Below are 17,617 nucleotides of genomic sequence, written 5' to 3'. Positions count from 1 at the left end.
CAGCCTGCTAGACTGCGCGCCTTCCAAGGAGGAAGGTGCCATGCCTCTGCATCTGCGCTTGCTGTTCCCCGTTCTCACCCTGGCCCTGGGCACGGGGCTGGGCTTCATCGAGCCCCTCGGGCTGCTGCTGGGCAGCCTGTTCGTCGTGTTCCTGCTGGCCGGCGAGCGACATCTGCCGGACTGGCTATGGCTGCCACTGATCCTGCTCGGCGGCATCGCCCTGGCGGCACACCTGATCCCCGGCTTCAGCCCCTGGCAACTGTGGCAACCGCGCCTCATCAGCGCCGATGCTGCGCCCTACGGTCTGCGTCTTCCCTGGGACAAGCTACTGCTGGGCACCGCTCTGCTGGCCTGGTGGCTGGGGCAACCCCGCCGGCCCGTCATATCGCTGCAATGGGCCTGGCTGGTGTGCCTTGCCACCCTGCTGCTGACACCGGTTCTCGCCATGGCCTTGGGGCTGGTCGCCTGGCAACCCAAATGGCCACAAGGGCTGCTGCTGTGGTTGGCAGTCAATCTCGGTGTGGCGGTGCTGGCGGAGGAGCTGCTGTTTCGCGGCGTACTGCAGCCGGCACTGGTCAAGCGCCTGGGTACCTGGCCTGGTTTGCTGTTGACGGCAGCTCTGTTCGGCGCAGCCCACCTGCCCTTCAGTCCGCTATTCGCCGCGGTGGCGGCCTGTGCGGGATTGGGCTACGGCCTGGCCTTTCACTACAGCGGCCGCATCAGCCTGGCCATCGCTCTGCATGCAGCGGTCAATCTCGTTCATTTTCTGTTGCTGAGTTATCCGCTACGACTGGCATGACGGCAATGCGGTAAGGCGAGAAGATACGCTGCAATTCGCCGCTGACCCGCAGTTGCTCGAGCAGCGCGGCGAAGCGTTCGGGGCTGATCGGCGCCCCGGCCCGAATCATCGCATGGTGGCGATAGACCTGATCGATACGCTCCGAGACAAGCAACTGCCGCGCATACTCACGATTGCGCTCGAAGAAGTCGTAGAGATTGGAGCGGGTCACCAGCGCGACATCGGCTCGCCCGCGCAGCACCATCAGCAGGTTGCTGTCATGCGAATGACCGAGGTTGGCGTTGAAGGTGCTACTGAGGAATTCCGGATCACTGTTGAAGCCGGCGAAGCCGTAGTGGTAACCACGGTACAGCGCCAGACGCTTGCCCTGCAGCTGCTCGAAATACTGCTGGCCGCGCAGCTCTTCGCTCTTGGCGACGAAAACCTCCGCATCCTCCAGGCCCATGTCGACGGCTTCGGCATCGATGCCCTGCCAACCCCATTGCGGATTCTCGAATATCGCCATGTCGATGCGCCCGCGCTGCAGGTCGCCAAAGCGGCGCACGATGGCAGAGGGCAGCATGGTGAAGTGGTATTCGCTCTGGGCTTGATTGAGCGCCTCGAGCAATTGCGGCAGCAGTCCGCTCGACTCCTGCAGGTTGGACTTGATCACATAGGGCGGGAAATGCGCACCGCCGACCTTGACCACTTCGGCAGCGCAAAGAAAACCGGCAAGTAACGTACACAAGGCACCCACGCATCCATGAATCCAGCGCCGCATAAGCCGCATCTCGAATCCCCAATTCCCTCTGCAAGTGAAGTGCAGCCTACCCGAGTCTCTCCTGACCGACTAGATGGTTTTTATGGCGTCAGCATTTTGGAGCCGATGGCAGACGATGGCGGCCAAGTTACTCTATAGCGCCGCCTGATTAGCGGCTGCGCCGTTGCAATGGCCGTGGCGGCTAGGCTGACTCGAACTGGTCCGAATTCGGCTCAGCGGTCTTTGCACACCAGCGACAGCGCCTCTTCGGCCAGTTGATCCAGGCTCATCGGCCCCTGCGGTCGGAACCAGGTATTGGTCCAGCTCAGAGCGCCGGTGAGAAAGCGTCGCTGAATGAAAGGGTCGCCCTTGAAGTACCCCGCATCGCGTGCCTCGCCCAGCACCGCCAGCCAGATCTGCTCGTAGGTGTCGCGCAGCGCCAGAACTTGAGCCTGCCCCTCCTCCGAGAGCGAGCGCCACTCATAGACCAACACCGCCATGGCCTCACCGGTGCCGCCCATGATCGACTGCAGCTCGCAACGGATCAGCGCCAGCAGCCGCTCGCGAATCCCCTGCGCCTCGGCCAGCGCGGCGCGCATCAGCGCAGTGTTGTAGATGATGGTCTCTTCCATCACCGAGCGCAGGATTTCGTCCTTGCTCTTGAAGTGGTGAAAGATGCTGCCCGACTGAATGCCGATGGCGGCGGCCAGGTCACGCACCGTGGTGCGCTCGTAGCCCTTGCTGCGGAACAGGTGGGCGGCCATCTGCAACAGCTTGCCGCGGGCACTGTCCGGATCGGTCACCTGGCCGCTGGCGACCAGTTCCTGCATCACGGCCTGGGCTCTGTGTTCATCCACGCTGACTTCTCCCCCTGATTGCCCTGCACGGCGATTGTTCTGATGGATTCTTCATGCTGCCGGCAAGTGCTTGTCTTGCTTGATGAAATGTATGCGCCGCCAGCTGACCAAGCAAGCGCTTGGCCGCACTTTTGGCCACTTTGCCCTTCTTTGGCGCTTTTCAACCAAGCGCTTGCTTGGTAATGTCGACTCACCTTCAATGTGTGACGGGCCAATTCCAATGAACAAAACCGTACGCATCGGCTGCGCCTCCGCGTTCTGGGGCGACACCTCTACCGCTGCCGCCCAGCTTGTTCGGGGTGCCGAGCTGGATTACCTGGTGTTCGACTACCTGGCCGAAATCACCATGTCGATCATGGCCGGCGCCCGTATGAAGAAGCCGGATGACGGATATGCCCGTGACTTCGTCGAGGTACTCACCCCGCTGCTCAGCGAACTGTCGGCGAAGAAAATCCGCGTCATCAGTAACGCAGGCGGGGTCAACCCGATGGCCTGCGCCGACGCCCTGAGCGCTGCCTGCGAACAGGCCGGCGTACAGCTGAAGATCGCCGTGCTGCACGGCGATAATCTGCAACCCAAGCTCGGCGAGCTGGTCAAGGCTGGTACCCGCGAGATGTTCACGGGCGCGCCGCTGCCGCCCTTTTGCGTGTCGGTCAACGCCTACCTGGGCGCACCGGGCATCGTCGCTGCATTCGAAGCCGGCGCCGACATCGTCATCACCGGCCGCGTGGTCGACAGCGCGGTGGTCAGCGCTGCCCTGGTGCACGAGTTCGGCTGGGCCTGGAGCGATTACGACAAGCTGGCCCAGGCCGCGCTGGCCGGGCACATCATCGAGTGCGGCGCGCAGTGCACCGGTGGCAACTTCACCGACTGGCGCGATGTGCCGGATTACGAGCACATCGGTTTTCCCATCGTCGAAGTCGAAAGCGATGGCCGTTTCGTCGTGACCAAGCCGGAGGGTTCCGGCGGCCTGGTCACGCCTTTTACCGTTGGCGAGCAGATGCTCTACGAGATCGGCGACCCGCGCGCCTATCTGCTGCCGGACGTGGTCTGCGACTTCACCCAGGTCGAACTGAGCCAGGTCGGCGACAACCGTGTGCAGCTCCAGGGCGCTCGCGGCCTGCCGCCCACCGAGCAGTACAAGGTCAGTGCCACGCACCCGGACGGTTTTCGCTGCACCGCCAGCTTTCTGCTGGCCGGTATCGATGCCGTGGCCAAGGCCGAGCGCGTCAGCCAGGCGATCATCAACAAGACCGAAGAGATGTTCGCCGAACGCAGCTGGGGGCCTTATCAGGAGGTCAGCATCGAGCTGCTGGGCAGCGAAGCCACCTATGGCGACCATGCCCACCGCAAATACAGCCGCGAAGTGGTGGTGAAAATCGCCGCACGGCATGCCAGGAAGGAGGCGCTGATCCTCTTCTCCCGCGAGATCGCCCAGGCCGCCACCGGCATGGCGCCGGGCCTGACCGGCATCGTCGGCGGCCGCCCCACCGTCTACCCGGTGATCCGCCTGTTCAGCTTCCTGGTGGACAAGAATGCCTGCGCCCTGAGCGTCGAGATCAATGGCGAACGCCAGCCGGTCACCCTGCCCCAGGTCGACGCCTTCGACCCAGCCCAGCTTCGTGCGCCAGCCGCCCTGCCCGTCCCCGTGGGTGAAGCCGACGCTGCCGTACCGCTGATCCGCCTGGCCGTGGCCCGCTCCGGCGACAAGGGCAATCACAGCAACATCGGCGTGATGGCGAGAAAGCCCGAATACCTGGCGTGGATAGCCGCTGCGCTGACGCCCGAGGCCGTGGCCAACTGGATGGCGCATACCCTGGACGCCGAACAGGGCCGCGTTAGCCGCTGGTACCTGCCAGGCAGCCACAGCCTCAACTTCCTGCTGGAAAACGCGCTGGGCGGTGGCGGCGTCGCCAGCCTGCGCATCGACCCGCAGGGCAAGGCGTTCGCCCAGCAACTGTTGGAGCTCCCGGTGCCGGTGCCCAAGGCGCTAGCTGAAAGCCTGTAGGAGCGAGCTCTGCTCGCGAAGACGTTCCGTTCGCGAGCAGAGCTCGCTCCTACAACAGATCTAGGCGTCCCCAAAGAGCCGAAGGACAAGAACAATGAGCTACGACTCCGTATTCAAACCCGCGCTGTTCGCAGACCAGACCATCCTGGTCACCGGCGGTGGCAGCGGCATCGGTCGCTGCGTGGCCCACGAGCTGGCCCACCTGGGCGCCCATGTGGTGCTGGTTGGGCGCAAGCAGGAAAAGCTGGAAAAGACCTGCGCCGAAATCATCGAGGATGGCGGCAGCGCCAGCTTCCAGGCCTGCGACATCCGCGACGAAGAGGCGGTGAAGGCCATGGTCGGCGCGGTGCTCGCGCAGCGCGGACGCATCCATCACTTGGTCAACAACGCCGGCGGCCAGTTTCCCGCGCCGTTGATCGGCATCAACCAGAAAGGCTTCGAGACCGTGGTGCGCACCAACCTGGTGGGCGGTTTTCTGGTGGCCAAGGAAGTCTTCCTGCAGAGCCTGAGCAAGCACGGTGGCAGCATCGTTAACATGCTCGCCGACATGTGGGGCGGCATGCCCGGCATGGGCCACTCCGGCGCTGCGCGCGCGGGTATGGAGAACTTCACCAAGACCGCCGCCTACGAGTGGGGCCACGCCGGCGTGCGGGTCAACGCCGTGGCGCCGGGCTGGATCGCCTCCAGCGGCATGGACACCTACCCCGAATCGATGAAGAACATGATCCGCAACCTCAAGGATCACGTGCCGCTGCAACGCATCGGCAGCGAGTCCGAGGTGGCTGCCGCCATCGTCTTTCTGCTCAGCCCCGGCGCCAACTTCATCAGCGGCAACACCATCCGCATCGACGGTGCGGCCAGCCAGGGCACCCGTGCCTGGACGCTGGGCAAGGCGAGAAACAGCGAGCCCTACAACGGTTTCCACCGGGCCTACCTGCCCGATGTACTGAAAGATCAGGAGTAAGGCGATGCCCGTGATCCAATCGGAAATCGACGTGCATGGCGAAGCCTTCGCGCAGAACCGCGAGGCCATGCTGGCCGCCATCGCGACCTTTCGCGACGTCGAGCAGAAGGTGCTGGACAAGGCGCAGGAGGCCAAGGCCAAGTTCGACAAGCGCGGCCAGCTGCTGCCGCGCGAACGCCTCAACCTGCTGCTCGATGCCGGCGCGCCCTTTCTCGAACTGGCCTCGCTGGCCGGCTACAAGCTGCACGACGACAAGGACGGCAGCCAGGCCGGCGGCGGCCTGATCGCCGGCATCGGCTACATCGCCGGCGTGCGTTGCCTGGTGATCGCCAACAACAGCGCGATCAAGGGCGGCACCATTTCCCCCACCGGCCTGAAGAAATCCCTGCGCCTGCAGCAGATCGCCTTCGAGAACAAGCTGCCGGTGGTGACCCTGGCCGAGAGCGGCGGCGCCAACCTCAACTACGCCGCCGACATCTTCGTCGAGGGCGCGCGCGGCTTCGCCAACCAGGCGCGCATGTCCGCCATGGGCCTGCCGCAGATCACCGTGGTACATGGCTCCAGCACCGCCGGCGGGGCCTACCAGCCCGGCCTGTCAGACTACGTGGTGGTGGTACGCGGCAAGGCCAAGATGTTCCTCGCCGGCCCGCCTCTGCTCAAGGCCGCCACTGGCGAGATCGCCACCGACGAGCAACTCGGCGGCGCCGAGATGCACGCCCAGGTCGCCGGCACTGCCGAGTACCTGGCCGAGAACGATGCCGATGGCGTGCGCCTGGCGCGCGAAATAGTCGGCATGCTGCCGTGGAACCAGCAGCTGCCGGCACGTGAGAAACGCACCTGGCGCGAGCCGCTGTACCCGGCCGAGGAACTGCTCGGTATCGTCCCGGCCGATGCCAAGAAGCCCTACGACGTACGCGAGATCATCGCGCGTATCGCCGACGGCTCGGCGTTTCTCGACTTCAAGAACGAGTTCGACAGCCAGACCGTCTGTGGCCATCTGCAGATCGAAGGCCAGGCCTGCGGCCTCATCGGCAACAACGGCCCGATCACCCCGCAAGGCGCAGCCAAGGCGGCGCAGTTCATCCAGCTGTGCGAGCAGAGCAATACGCCGATCCTGTTCTTTCACAACACCACCGGCTTCATGGTCGGCACGGAATCGGAACAGAACGGCGTGATCAAGCACGGCTCGAAGATGATCCAGGCCGTGGCCAACGCCACGGTGCCCAAGCTCACCATCGTCGTCGGCGGCTCCTATGGCGCAGGCAACTACGCCATGTGCGGCCGCGGCCTCGACCCGCGCTTTATCTTCGCCTGGCCCAACAGCCGCACTGCCGTGATGGGCGGCGCCCAGGCCGGCAAGGTGCTGCGCATCGTCACCGAGGACAAGCACGCCAAGGAAGGCAAGGAGCCTGACCCGAAGATGCTCGACATGCTGGAGATGGCCACCGCGCAAAAGCTCGACAGCCAGTCCACCGCCCTCTATGGCACCGCCAGCCTGTGGGACGACGGCCTGATCGACCCACGCGACACCCGCAAGCTGCTGGGCTTCTTGCTGGATATCTGCGCCGAAGCCAACCTGCGGCCTCTGAAATCCAACCGTTTCGGCGTCGCCCGTTTCTGACCCTTATCATCGGAGCACAACAACAATGATCTTCACCCAGGAACACGAAGAACTCCGCCGTACCGTCCGCAACTTCGTCGACAAGGAAATCAACCCGCACGTCGACGCCTGGGAGAAGGAAGGCCGCTTCCCCATCCACGACATTTTCAGAAAGGCCGGAGAGCTGGGTCTGTTGGGCATTTCCAAGCCGGAGAAATTCGGCGGCATGGGCCTGGACTACAGCTACTCGATCGTGGCCGCCGAAGAGTTCGGCACCATCCATTGCGGCGGCATCCCCATGTCCATCGGCGTGCAGACTGACATGTGCACACCGGCCCTGGCGCGCTTCGGCTCCGATGAGCTGCGCGAGGAGTTCCTGCGCCCGGCCATCAGCGGCGAGATGGTCGGCTGCATCGGCGTCTCCGAAGTTGGCGCCGGCTCCGACGTGGCAGGCCTGAAGACCACCGCGCGCAAGGACGGCGACGACTATGTGATTAACGGCAGCAAGATGTGGATCACCAACTCTCCGAGTGCCGACTTTATCTGCCTGCTGGCCAACACCTCGGACGACAAGCCGCACGTCAACAAGTCGCTGATCATGGTGCCGATGAAGACCCCGGGCATCAGCGTCAGCCCGCACCTGGACAAACTCGGAATGCGCAGCTCGGAGACAGCCCAGGTCTTCTTCGACAACGTGCGCGTGCCGCAGCGCTATCGCATAGGGGCGGAAGGGTCTGGCTTCATGATGCAGATGCTGCAGTTTCAGGAAGAGCGCCTGTTCGGCGCGGCCAATATGATCAAGGGCCTGGAGCACTGTGTCGACAGCACCATCGACTACTGCAAGCAGCGCCACACCTTCGGCCAACCGTTGATCGACAACCAGGTCATCCACTTCCGCATGGCCGAGCTGCAGACCGAGATCGAGTGCCTGCGCGCGCTGGTCTACCAGGCCACCGAGCAATACGTGAAGGGCCGCGACGTGACCAAGCTGGCGTCCATGGCCAAGCTCAAGGCCGGCCGCCTCGGCCGCGAGGTCTCCGACGCCTGCCTGCAGTACTGGGGCGGCATGGGCTTCATGTGGGACAACCCGGTGTCGCGTGCCTACCGCGACGTGCGCCTGGTCAGCATCGGCGGCGGCGCTGACGAGATCATGCTCGGCATCATCTGCAAGCTGATGGGCATCCTGCCAGGGAAAAAGAAGGGCTGAACTGCCACTCATACCGTTGCGGCGGGTTTCACCCGCCCTACACCGAGGCTATGCGATGAACGACCTGCCCCACTGCGAAACTCTGTTGCTGAACCTCGATGGTGGCGTGCTGTACGTCACCCTCAACCGCCCGGACAGCCGCAACGCCATGAGCCTGGCCATGGTCGGCGAACTGCGCGCCACCCTCGAGGCCGTGCGCCAAGACGCCGGCGTGCGCGCCCTCGTCCTGCGCGGCGCGGACGGCCACTTCTGCGCCGGCGGCGATATCAAGGATATGGCCGGCGCCAGAGCCCGCGGCGACGACGCCTACCGCGAGCTGAACCGCGCCTTCGGTACGCTGCTGGAAGAGGCCCAGGCCACGCCGCAGGTACTGGTAGCGGTGCTGGAAGGCGCCGTGCTCGGCGGCGGTTTCGGCCTGGCCTGCGTGTCCGACGTCGCCATCGCGGCCAGCAGCGCCAGGTTCGGCCTGCCGGAAACCACCCTGGGCATCCTGCCGGCGCAGATCGCCCCCTTCGTGGTGCGGCGCATCGGCCTGACCCAGGCGCGCCGCCTGGCCCTGACCGCCGCCCGCGTAGGCGGCCCGGAGGCCCTGCGCCTGGGCCTGGTGCACTACTGCGAGCACGATGACGCCGCCCTGCAGCAGCGCCTGGACGAGACCCTGGAGCAGATTCGCCAGTGTGCGCCGCAGGCCAACGCCCAGACCAAGGCCCTGCTGCTGGCCAGCGAACGCGAGGCCCTCGGTCCGCTGCTCGACCGCGCCGCCGAACAATTCACCGCCGCCGTGACCGGCGCCGAGGGCGTCGAAGGCACCATGGCCTTCGTGCAGAAGCGCAAGCCGAAGTGGGCCCAGTAGTAGCTCCCCTCTCCCCAAGGGGAGAGGGAACGAATAGACCGTAGCCCGGATGCAATCCGGGGATCGCCCCACAGGAGCACGAAGATGCCCGCATTCAACAAGATTCTGATCGCCAACCGTGGCGAGATCGCCTGCCGGGTGATGCGCACCGCCATCGAGCTCGGCTATCGCACAGTGGCGGTGTACTCCGAGGCCGATGCCGATGCCCGCCATGTACAGATCGCCGACGAAGCCGTATGCATCGGCCCGGCCCAGGTCAGCCAGTCCTACCTGCGCATCGACGCCATCATCGAGGCCGCGCGCAAGACCGGTGCCGACGCCATCCACCCCGGCTATGGCTTCCTCTCCGAGAACGCCGACTTCGCCCGCGCCTGCGAGGCGGCCGGCATCGTCTTTATCGGCCCGACCGTCGAAGCCATCCACCTGATGGGCAGCAAGCGCCTGTCCAAGATCGCCATGCTGGAGGCCGGCGTGCCCTGCATCCCCGGCTATGAAGGCGCCGCCCAGGATGACGAGACCCTGGCCAGCGAAGCCGAACGCATCGGCTACCCGCTGATGATCAAGGCCAGCGCCGGCGGTGGCGGACGCGGCATGCGCCTGGTACAGGAGTCATCCGAACTGCTGGGACAGATCCGCACCGCCCGCTCGGAGGCGCAGAACGCCTTCGGCTCCGGCGAGCTGATCCTCGAACGCGCGGTGATCCGCCCACGCCACGTGGAAATCCAGGTGTTCGGCGACCAACACGGCAATATCCTCTATCTCGGCGAACGCGACTGCTCGGTGCAGCGTCGCCACCAGAAAGTGGTCGAGGAAGCCCCCTGCCCGGTGATGACGCCCGAGCTGCGCCGCGCCATGGGCGAGGCCGCGGTGAAGGCGGCGGCCTCGGTCAACTACGTCGGTGCCGGCACGGTGGAGTTCCTCCTCGACGCCAGCGGCGAGTTCTTCTTTCTGGAAATGAACACCCGCCTGCAGGTGGAACACCCGGTCACCGAGCTGATCACCGGACAGGATCTGGTGGCCTGGCAGATAAGAGTCGCCGAGGGCCAGCCCCTGCCGCTACAGCAGGGCGAAATATGCCTCACCGGCCACGCCATGGAGGTGCGTCTGTACGCCGAGGATTCGGCCGCCGGCTTCCTGCCGCAAACCGGCCAGGTGCTGCGCTGGGAACCCGAATTGTTGACTGGCGTGCGCATCGACCACGGCCTGGTCGAGGGTCAGGCCGTCACCCCCTTCTACGACCCGATGCTGGCCAAGATCATCGCCTACGGTGAAACCCGCGACGAAGCCCGGCGCAAGCTGTTGCGCGCGGTCGAGCAGTGCGTGCTGCTCGGTGTGAACGGCAACCAGCGCTTCCTCGCCAACCTGCTCAAGCACCCGGAGTTCGCCGTCGGCAACGCCACCACGGCGTTTATCGCCGAACACTTCGCTGACGACACCAGCCTGCACCCGCACACCGCCAGCCTGGCCGAGCTGGCCATGGCCGCCGCCCTGCTATACCAGGCCTCGGCCGAGGCTAGCGCGCACCAGCCCGGCCTGTCCGGCTGGCGCAGCGCCGGCAGCGCGCCCTGGCGCTTCGTCCTCAAGCAAGGCGAGCACAAGCACGCCGTGGAGCTGGACGTGCTCGCCAGCGGCCCGCAACCGCAGCTGCGCGTGCGTCGGGGCGAAGAACAGCTACCTGTGCGCCTGCTGGCCAGCGACGGCCGCTGGCTGAGCCTGGAACTGGACGGTGTGCGCCGCCGCCAGGCCTACCACCTCGAAGGTGAGCGCCTGTGGCTGTACGGTGAACACGGCAACCTGGAGCTGCTGGACGTCACCCACGAGCCGGCCGGTGGGCAGAACGCCGCCAGCAGCGGCGCGGTGAAGGCGCCGATGGATGGTGCCATAGTCGAGGTGCTGATCGCCGAGGGCGCCAGCGTCAGCAAGGGGCAACTGCTGGTGGTGTTGGAAGCGATGAAGATGGAGCACCCGCTCAAGGCCGGCGTCGACGGCATCGTCCGCCGCGTTGGCGTGAGCCAGGGCGACCAGGTGAAGAGCCGCCAGTTGCTGGTGGAAATCGAAGCTGTAGAGGCTTGATTTATCGCTGTGGGAGGGGCTTTAGCCGCGAGCGTCGTTCATCGCGGCTAAAGCCCCTCCCACGGCCCCATAACAACAAGAAGGAGCACGCCCATGTCACTTTCCGGCAAGACCCTGTTCATCACCGGCGCCAGCCGTGGCATCGGCCGCGAGATCGCCCTCAAGGCCGCCGCCGATGGCGCCAACGTCGTCATCGCGGCCAAGAGTGCCGAGCCACACCCGAAGCTGGCGGGCACCATCCACAGCGTCGCCGCCGAGGTCGAAGCCGCCGGCGGCAAGGCGCTGGCCCTACAGCTGGACGTGCGCGACGAGCAGGCGGTGGCCTCCGCCATGGCCCGCGCGGCCGAGCATTTCGGCGGCATCGATGCCCTGGTCAACAATGCCGGGGCGATCAAGCTGGTCGGCGTGGAGAAGCTCGAACCCAAGCGTTTCGACCTGATGTACCAGATCAACACCCGCGCGGTGATGGTCTGCAGCCAGGCGGCCCTGCCCTATCTGAAACAGAGCGCCGGCGGACATATCCTCAACCTCTCCCCGCCGCTCAACCTCGACACCAAGTGGTTCGCCCAGCACGGCCCCTACACCGTCACCAAGTACGGCATGAGCATGCTCACCCTGGGCATGAGCGAGGAGTTCAAGAAGTACGGCATCAGCGTCAACTCGCTGTGGCCGAAGACCATGATCGCCACCGCCGCCATCGAATTCGAACTGGGCAGCCGCGATGCCTTCAAGCGGGCGCGCACACCAGCCATCATGGCCGATGCGGCCCACGCCATCCTGAGCAGCGAAGGCCGCAGCCTCACCGGGCGCCTGCTGATCGACGAGGACCTCCTGCGTGAACGGGGCATCAGCGACTTCGAGCAGTACCGCTTCGATCCCGTTGGCGGCAGTCTGGTGCCCGATCTGTTCGTCGACCCGTAGGGCGGGTGCAACCCGCCATTTTTCAATCGGGCAGCCTTCTTTCGCTTGGGCAGACCTGCGTATTTGCCGATCTGCCCACCGCTCGGCGCACCAGAGCCATGGTTGCTACGTACCACGCTGACTAGAGTCAGGACTCGCCTCCAATTCATAACAGTTCAAGTGCGAGCCCCATGAGCCAAGCCGATCTGATTTCGCCCTTCCGCTTCCTGGCCCACCTGCCGCAGCACCTGCCGCGTGTGCCGCGCATGTTGCGTGGCCTGTACTACGCCGGCATCCGTAACCGCGAGAAGAATCTGTCGCTGGCCTGGGCGCTGCAACGCGCTGCCGAGCGCCATCCCGAACGCCCGGCGCTGATGGATGAAAACCGCCAGCTCAGCTACCGCGCCTTCAACGCCTGGGCCAACCGCCTGGCCTGGGCGTTCAAGGCCGAGGGGGTCGGCCATGGTGACGTGGTGGCGGTGATGCTGGAAAACCGCCTGGAGCTGCTGGCGATCCTCGCCGCCCTGAGCAAGCTCGGCGCCGTGGGCGCGCTGATCAACACCACCCAGCGCGGCAAGGTGCTGGCGCACAGCTTCAACCTGGTCAAACCCGGCTACCTGGTCATCGGTGACGAACTGCTCGGCGCCTTCGAGGAAATCGCCGCACAATTGCAGAACCCGCAGGCCAAACGCTACTGGATCGCTGACCAGGACTGCCTGCGCGATCCCGGCCAGGCGCCAGATGGCTGGCTCAACCTGATGCACCTGGCCGCCGGCCAGGCCCAGGACAACCCGTCGGACAGCCAGCGCGTACGCATGAAGGATGCCTGCTTCCTGATCTACACCTCTGGCACCACCGGCCTGCCCAAGGCCTCGATCATGAGCCACGGCAAGTGGATCAAGGCCTACGGCGGCTTCGGCCATTCCGGCCTGACCCTGAACGAGCACGACGTGCTCTACCTCACCCTGCCCTGCTACCACAACAACGCCGTCACCGTATGCTGGAGCGCAGCCCTGGCCGGCGGCGCGGCCATCGCCCTGCGTCGCAAGTTCTCTGCCAGCGCCTTCTGGAGCGACGTGGCGCGTTACCAGGCCACCTGCTTCGGCTATATCGGCGAACTGTGCCGCTACCTACTCAACCAGCCGGAAACCGACAGCGAAAGGAACAACAGCCTGCGCTGCATGATCGGCAACGGCCTGCGTCCATCGATCTGGGCCGAGTTCAAGCAGCGCTTCGGCGTCGAGCAGATCACCGAGTTCTATGCCTCCAGCGAAGGCAATATCGGCTTCACCAACGTCTTCAACTTCGACAATACCGTCGGTTACACCCCGGCGACCTACGCCATCGTCCGTTACGACCTGGAGAACGATCGGCCGCTGCGCGGCAAGAAGGGCTTTCTGCAGAAGGCCGACAAGGGCGAAGCAGGCCTGCTGATCAGCGAAATCAGCGCCAAGTGGCCGTTCGACGGCTACACCGATCCGGCCAAGAGCGAGGCGGCGATCCTGCGCGACGTGTTCAGGAAGGGCGACGCCTGGTTCAACACCGGCGACCTGATGCGCGATATCGGCTGCAAGCATGCGCAGTTCGTCGACCGCCTCGGCGACACCTTCCGCTGGAAGGGCGAGAACGTTTCGACGACCGAGGTGGAAAACGTGCTCGGCGCCTTCCCCGGGGTGGAGGATGCGGTGGTCTACGGTGTGGAGATTCCCGGCACCAACGGCCGCTGCGGCATGGCAGCACTACGTCTGTCACCAGGCTGCATGCTAGATGGCGCGGCGCTGGCCGCGCACCTCGACGCGGAGCTGCCGGCTTACGCCGCGCCGCTGTTCGTACGCCTGCTCGGCGAAGTCGAGACCACGGGTACCTTCAAGTACAAGAAGGCCGATCTGAAACTGGCTGGATACGATCCGGCCAAGGTCGATGGTCCGCTCTACGTGCGCCTGCCCGGCTCGGACAGCTTCCAACCGCTAAGTCGCGAAACCCATGCGGCCATCGAGCAGCAGCATTACCGCTTTTGAGCTAGCGCTTGAACTCGAACTGCAGTTCGGCACCTTCGATGGAGTCCCAGTAGTCGTCCACTCGCTCGTTATTGATCAGCCGACCGCTGATCTGAAATGGGCTGACCCCCTCGGGCTTATCGCCGAACAAAGGCGGCAGCAGCGGCGCAAGCTCCTCGCTGGTTTCGCTTTCCAGCGCCTGCTCGAACAACTCCTGCGGCACGCTCAGATCCAGTGCCAGCCGGGGTTCGGGCTGGGGAGCGACGGCGGGTTTGGCCTTGGCCGGGGGCTTGGCCTGCGCTTGCGGTTTGTCCGTGGTCTTGGGCTTGGCGGGCTCCGCCGGCTCGGGCTTGGGGGCAATGACCGGAGCCGGCGCCTCGTCCGGCTCGCTCACGGTCACATCCGCCGGCGCCTCGGGGGCTGGCGAAACGACAGCGGGCGCGGCGCTTTCGGGCTTTTCCGCGGCGGGCTCCGGGGCGGGCTCGCAGCCGCTCAGCAGAGCCAGGCATACGAGCGTTAGACAGGTTCTACGCATCATGGGGACAGCAGCAACTCGATCAACATACTGCCCCCATGCTCCCCTGCCCGGCGCCAACTGGCAAGCCGACTTACAGGACATTTACCGGTCCTTGCCCGCCTCGCCGCTTTCAGACGCCAGATGCGTAAGTTCGGCTTCGATATCCAGTTGCGGATAGTCGGCCTCGAGCTGCTCCAGCAGCCCCTGCGCTTGCTCCTGCTCGCCAGCCCTGCGCAGCTCAAGCAAACGCAGCAACGCCTCGCGCGGTTCGCTCTGCATCACCAGCTCAGCCATCGGAGCGATTGCGGCAGCACTGGCCATCGGTGCCTCGGCCATATCGGCAGACGGCGCCTGGCGTGCCATGGCCTGGCTCTTCATGCGCTCCTGCGGCGCCACCATGGGAGCCACCGCCTCCTGCTCGGCCGCACGCTTGGCCGCCATCGGAGCCGGTGCTGCCGGGCTCATCAGCACGCTGGACGGGACTGCATCGAAGGTATCCGGCGCCCGCTCCAGCGTGCGCCAGGTCAGGCTGACACCGATGCCGACGCAGGCCAGTCCGGCCACTGCCACCGACCAGCGCTGCCGGCCGCTGCCGAACAGCCACTGGTGCAAACGCTGCGCCCAGCCAGCCTTGTCGCTGACGGCTTCGGCCTGCTGCGCCTCACGGGCGGCTGCGCTTGCCGCCGCCAGAATGCGTGCATCCAGCTCGGCCGAGGGTTCGCCGCTGCCATGGGCACGGAAATGCGCCAGCAGCGCCTGTTCGTGATCCAGCGGTTCTCGTTCATGGGTCATGCGGACAACTCCTCGGTGGCCAGCAGCCGGCGCAGTTTCTGCAGGGCGTAGCGCAGACGGCTCTTGACCGTCTCGGCCGGCGTGCGGGTCAACTCGGCAATCTCGTTCAGTTCCAGGTCGCCATGGGCGCGCAACAGGAAGACCTCGCGCTGATCTTCCGGCAGGTCGGCCAGCGCCGCCTGCAGCCGTTCGCTGTCGCGACTCAGGCCCCACTGCTGCTCCGGGCCGGGCTGCGGGTCGGCCTGGGCATGCCGGCTCTCGTCGTATTCGTCGTGCCCGGCCTGATGCCGGCCCGTCTTGCGCCAATGGTCGATCAGGCGGTTGCGCGCGATCTGGTATAGCCAGGTCTTGAACAGCACCGCCTCGCGCTGTTCGCTCTGGCTGCGCACCAGGCTCATCCAGGTTTCCTGGAACACTTCCTCGGCCAGGGCGTGATCGCCGCACAGGCCGAGCAGAAAGCGGAACAGGCCAAGCCGATGGCGCTGGTACAGCGCATTGAAAGCCGTGGCATCGCCGCGGCGGTAACGCCGCAGCAAGGCGGCGTCGTCATCCGTGAGAGGTGCGTTCACTGCTGGACTCGTGCAGAGGTGGAGCCGGAAGTGTGCAGGCTCTGGGCAATTTCGGCCAGCTGGATGAACTCGCCGCGCAGACCGAAGCGATCCTCACCCTTCCCCGAACGCGCCAGTTCGATGCTCTGCGCCAGGTCGAAGTCGCCGGTGTAGCGGCCGTCCTTGAGCTGCTGGGCGAAGGCTGCCACCGCAGCGGCGAAACGCAGATCCTCGCTGGCGGCCGCAACCGGTTTCGCCTCGTTGCGCGCAATGGGTCGTTCCAGCAGGCGACTGCTCGCCTCCCCCGGCGCCTTGTAGCGAATCCGCAGCCAGGCCAGCTCGCCGCTCTTGCCCGCTGGCTGAGCGCTGCTCTGATAGCGCAATGGCTCCAGCCAGCCCTTGCCACCGGCCGGGACGATCTCGTATAGCGCGGTAACGGTATTCCCGGCGCCGATCTCGCCGGCATCAACCTTGTCGTTGCTGAAATCCTCGCGCTTGAGTGCGCGGTTCTCGTAGCCCAGCAAGCGGTACTCGCTAACCTCGCTCGGGTTGAATTCCAGTTGCAGCTTCACGTCGCTGGCCACGGTGGCGAGGGTCGACGCGAGCTGATCCACCAGCACCTTGCGCGCCTCGCGCAGGTTGTCGATATAGGCGTAGTTGCCGTTGCCGGCATCGGCCAACTGCTCCATCAGGCGCTCGTTGTAGTTGTCCACGCCGAAGCCCAGGGTGGTGAGGGAAACGCCCGTCTTGCGCTTGTCCGCTGCCAGTTGCTTGAGGCTGTCGAAGTCGCTGATGCCGACGTTGAAATCACCATCGGTGGCCAGCAGGATGCGATTGATGCCGCCGTCGATCAGGTGCTTCTGTGCCTGCTGATAGGCCAGCTGGATGCCCGACTCGCCCGCGGTCGAGCCACCGGCACTGAGCTGATCGATGGCCGCACGAATCTTCGCCTTGTCGCTACCTGGCGTGGAGTCCAGCAGAACCTGGCTGTCACCGGCATAGGTGACCAGCGAGACGCGATCCTGCGGGCGAAGCTGGTCGACCAGCAGCTTCAGCGTGCCCTGCACCATCGGCAACCCTTCGCGGCGATGCATCGAGCCGGAGACATCCACCAGAAACACCAGGTTGGCCGGCGGCAGCACCTCGACACTGCGGTCCGACGCCTTGATGGCGATGCGCAGCAGGCGAGTCTGCGGGTTCCACGGCGTCACCGCCAGTTCGGTGCTGACACCGAAGGGCGCATCGCCCTGCGGCAACGGATAGGCATAGGGGAAGTAGTTGACCAGTTCTTCCAGGCGCACCGCATCCTTCGGCGGCAGTTGCCCGCCATTGAGAAAGCGCCTCACGTTGGCGTAGCTGCCGGTGTCGACATCGATGCTGAAGGTGGACACCGGCGTCTCGGCGACGGCGAAAACCGGATTGCCGGGGTAGTTTTGGTACTGCTCGCGCGACTCGTCACGGTAGCTCGGTGGCAGGATATCGGCGCCAGGGGCCGGCGCATAAGCCAGGGTCGCAATACGTTTCTGGCTGGCCTCGGCGGCCGCAGGCGCAGCCAGGCGTTCACGTACCAGCGGTGCTGCTGGCGCAGGGCTGGCTTGGACCTCCGGCTCCGGGCCAGAGGCGCTGCAGGCGGCGAGCAGCAGTAAGCTGCCCGCCGAGAAACCGACGGCGAATGGACGACTGAGCAACAGGGAATAAACGGACATTGGGCACCTTCCGAGCAATGGCACGACCTTCGCTCAGATAGACGCAGCCCTTTGCTG

15 protein-coding genes are annotated in these 17,617 nt (G+C 65.4%); 9 read left to right on the top strand and 6 right to left on the bottom strand.

The features are described 5' to 3' along the window. Window positions 1-40: 40 nt before the first annotated feature. On the top strand, window positions 41-799 hold the full coding sequence (locus tag DXK50_RS11345; RefSeq protein WP_212630367.1) for a CPBP family intramembrane glutamic endopeptidase: 759 nt from the start codon (window positions 41-43) through the stop codon (window positions 797-799). Here DXK50_RS11345 and DXK50_RS11340 read toward each other — a convergent pair. Then, complete coding sequence (locus DXK50_RS11340; RefSeq protein WP_461818770.1) at window positions 750-1,568, bottom strand: substrate-binding periplasmic protein; 819 nt, start codon at window positions 1,566-1,568, stop codon at window positions 750-752. The genes DXK50_RS11345 and DXK50_RS11340 overlap by 50 nt on opposite strands. Before the next feature lie 203 nt (window positions 1,569-1,771). Beyond that, a complete protein-coding gene (locus DXK50_RS11335; protein WP_212630365.1) occupies window positions 1,772-2,395 on the bottom strand; it encodes a TetR/AcrR family transcriptional regulator in 624 nt (207 codons plus the stop codon). Window positions 2,396-2,615: 220 nt separating this feature from the next. On the opposite strand from DXK50_RS11335, the gene DXK50_RS11330 reads away from it, so the two are divergent. From DXK50_RS11330 to DXK50_RS11295, 8 genes are all read left to right on the top strand, one after another. Beyond that, window positions 2,616-4,403 carry an acyclic terpene utilization AtuA family protein gene (locus tag DXK50_RS11330; protein WP_212630364.1) on the top strand — a complete coding sequence of 596 codons (1,788 nt, stop codon included), beginning with the start codon at window positions 2,616-2,618 and terminating at the stop codon, window positions 4,401-4,403. A 94-nt stretch (window positions 4,404-4,497) separates the two neighbouring features. Then, window positions 4,498-5,367, top strand: coding sequence for an SDR family oxidoreductase (locus DXK50_RS11325; RefSeq protein ID WP_212630363.1), 870 nt, complete (start codon window positions 4,498-4,500; stop codon window positions 5,365-5,367). A gap of 4 nt (window positions 5,368-5,371) precedes the next feature. Beyond that, window positions 5,372-6,988 carry a geranyl-CoA carboxylase subunit beta gene (gene atuC, locus DXK50_RS11320; protein ID WP_212630362.1) on the top strand — a complete coding sequence of 539 codons (1,617 nt, stop codon included), beginning with the start codon at window positions 5,372-5,374 and terminating at the stop codon, window positions 6,986-6,988. 25 nt (window positions 6,989-7,013) lie between these two features. Then, on the top strand, window positions 7,014-8,174 hold the full coding sequence (gene atuD, locus DXK50_RS11315; protein ID WP_212630361.1) for a citronellyl-CoA dehydrogenase: 1,161 nt from the start codon (window positions 7,014-7,016) through the stop codon (window positions 8,172-8,174). Between the two features lie 55 nt (window positions 8,175-8,229). Next, window positions 8,230-9,027: an isohexenylglutaconyl-CoA hydratase gene (atuE, locus tag DXK50_RS11310; protein ID WP_212630360.1), complete on the top strand. Its 798-nt coding sequence runs from the start codon at window positions 8,230-8,232 to the stop codon at window positions 9,025-9,027. A gap of 84 nt (window positions 9,028-9,111) precedes the next feature. Next, entirely contained in the window at window positions 9,112-11,100 is a 1,989-nt protein-coding gene (locus tag DXK50_RS11305) for an acetyl-CoA carboxylase biotin carboxylase subunit (protein WP_212630359.1), read from the top strand. Window positions 11,101-11,193: 93 nt separating this feature from the next. Next, a complete protein-coding gene (locus DXK50_RS11300) occupies window positions 11,194-12,021 on the top strand; it encodes an SDR family oxidoreductase (protein WP_212630358.1) in 828 nt (275 codons plus the stop codon). A gap of 170 nt (window positions 12,022-12,191) precedes the next feature. Beyond that, window positions 12,192-14,018, top strand: a complete 1,827-nt coding sequence (locus DXK50_RS11295) for a long-chain-acyl-CoA synthetase (protein WP_212630357.1) — start codon at window positions 12,192-12,194, stop codon at window positions 14,016-14,018. Window position 14,019: 1 nt separating this feature from the next. Here DXK50_RS11295 and DXK50_RS11290 read toward each other — a convergent pair whose 3' ends face one another. From DXK50_RS11290 to DXK50_RS11275, 4 genes are all read right to left on the bottom strand, one after another. Next, complete coding sequence (locus DXK50_RS11290; RefSeq protein ID WP_249186771.1) at window positions 14,020-14,391, bottom strand: hypothetical protein; 372 nt, start codon at window positions 14,389-14,391, stop codon at window positions 14,020-14,022. A 225-nt stretch (window positions 14,392-14,616) separates the two neighbouring features. After that, a complete protein-coding gene (locus DXK50_RS11285) occupies window positions 14,617-15,306 on the bottom strand; it encodes a hypothetical protein (protein ID WP_212630355.1) in 690 nt (229 codons plus the stop codon). Continuing rightward, on the bottom strand, window positions 15,303-15,875 hold the full coding sequence (locus DXK50_RS11280; protein WP_161865295.1) for an RNA polymerase sigma factor: 573 nt from the start codon (window positions 15,873-15,875) through the stop codon (window positions 15,303-15,305). The genes DXK50_RS11285 and DXK50_RS11280 overlap by 4 nt, the downstream gene beginning before the upstream one ends. After that, on the bottom strand, window positions 15,872-17,560 hold the full coding sequence (locus tag DXK50_RS11275; protein ID WP_212630354.1) for a vWA domain-containing protein: 1,689 nt from the start codon (window positions 17,558-17,560) through the stop codon (window positions 15,872-15,874). Before DXK50_RS11275 ends, DXK50_RS11280 begins: the two co-directional genes overlap by 4 nt. Window positions 17,561-17,617 lie beyond the last annotated feature (57 nt).

The organism is Pseudomonas sp. KB-10 (assembly GCF_018221585.1).
Lineage (GTDB): Bacteria > Pseudomonadota > Gammaproteobacteria > Pseudomonadales > Pseudomonadaceae > Aquipseudomonas > Aquipseudomonas yangonensis.
This window is presented reverse-complemented; position numbering and strand designations above follow the sequence as displayed.

Bases quoted from the DNA above. Each gene is read 5' to 3' on its own strand.
- DXK50_RS11285 (WP_212630355.1), bottom strand. From the start codon at position 15,306: ATGACCCATGAACGAGAACCGCTGGATCACGAACAGGCGCTGCTGGCG.
- DXK50_RS11345 (WP_212630367.1), top strand. From the start codon at position 41: ATGCCTCTGCATCTGCGCTTGCTGTTCCCCGTTCTCACCCTGGCCCTG.
- DXK50_RS11300 (WP_212630358.1), top strand. From the start codon at position 11,194: ATGTCACTTTCCGGCAAGACCCTGTTCATCACCGGCGCCAGCCGTGGC.
- DXK50_RS11275 (WP_212630354.1), bottom strand. From the start codon at position 17,560: ATGTCCGTTTATTCCCTGTTGCTCAGTCGTCCATTCGCCGTCGGTTTC.
- DXK50_RS11330 (WP_212630364.1), top strand. From the start codon at position 2,616: ATGAACAAAACCGTACGCATCGGCTGCGCCTCCGCGTTCTGGGGCGAC.
- atuC (WP_212630362.1), top strand. From the start codon at position 5,372: ATGCCCGTGATCCAATCGGAAATCGACGTGCATGGCGAAGCCTTCGCG.
- atuD (WP_212630361.1), top strand. From the start codon at position 7,014: ATGATCTTCACCCAGGAACACGAAGAACTCCGCCGTACCGTCCGCAAC.
- DXK50_RS11295 (WP_212630357.1), top strand. From the start codon at position 12,192: ATGAGCCAAGCCGATCTGATTTCGCCCTTCCGCTTCCTGGCCCACCTG.
- atuE (WP_212630360.1), top strand. From the start codon at position 8,230: ATGAACGACCTGCCCCACTGCGAAACTCTGTTGCTGAACCTCGATGGT.
- DXK50_RS11325 (WP_212630363.1), top strand. From the start codon at position 4,498: ATGAGCTACGACTCCGTATTCAAACCCGCGCTGTTCGCAGACCAGACC.
- DXK50_RS11305 (WP_212630359.1), top strand. From the start codon at position 9,112: ATGCCCGCATTCAACAAGATTCTGATCGCCAACCGTGGCGAGATCGCC.
- DXK50_RS11340 (WP_461818770.1), bottom strand. From the start codon at position 1,568: ATGCGGCTTATGCGGCGCTGGATTCATGGATGCGTGGGTGCCTTGTGT.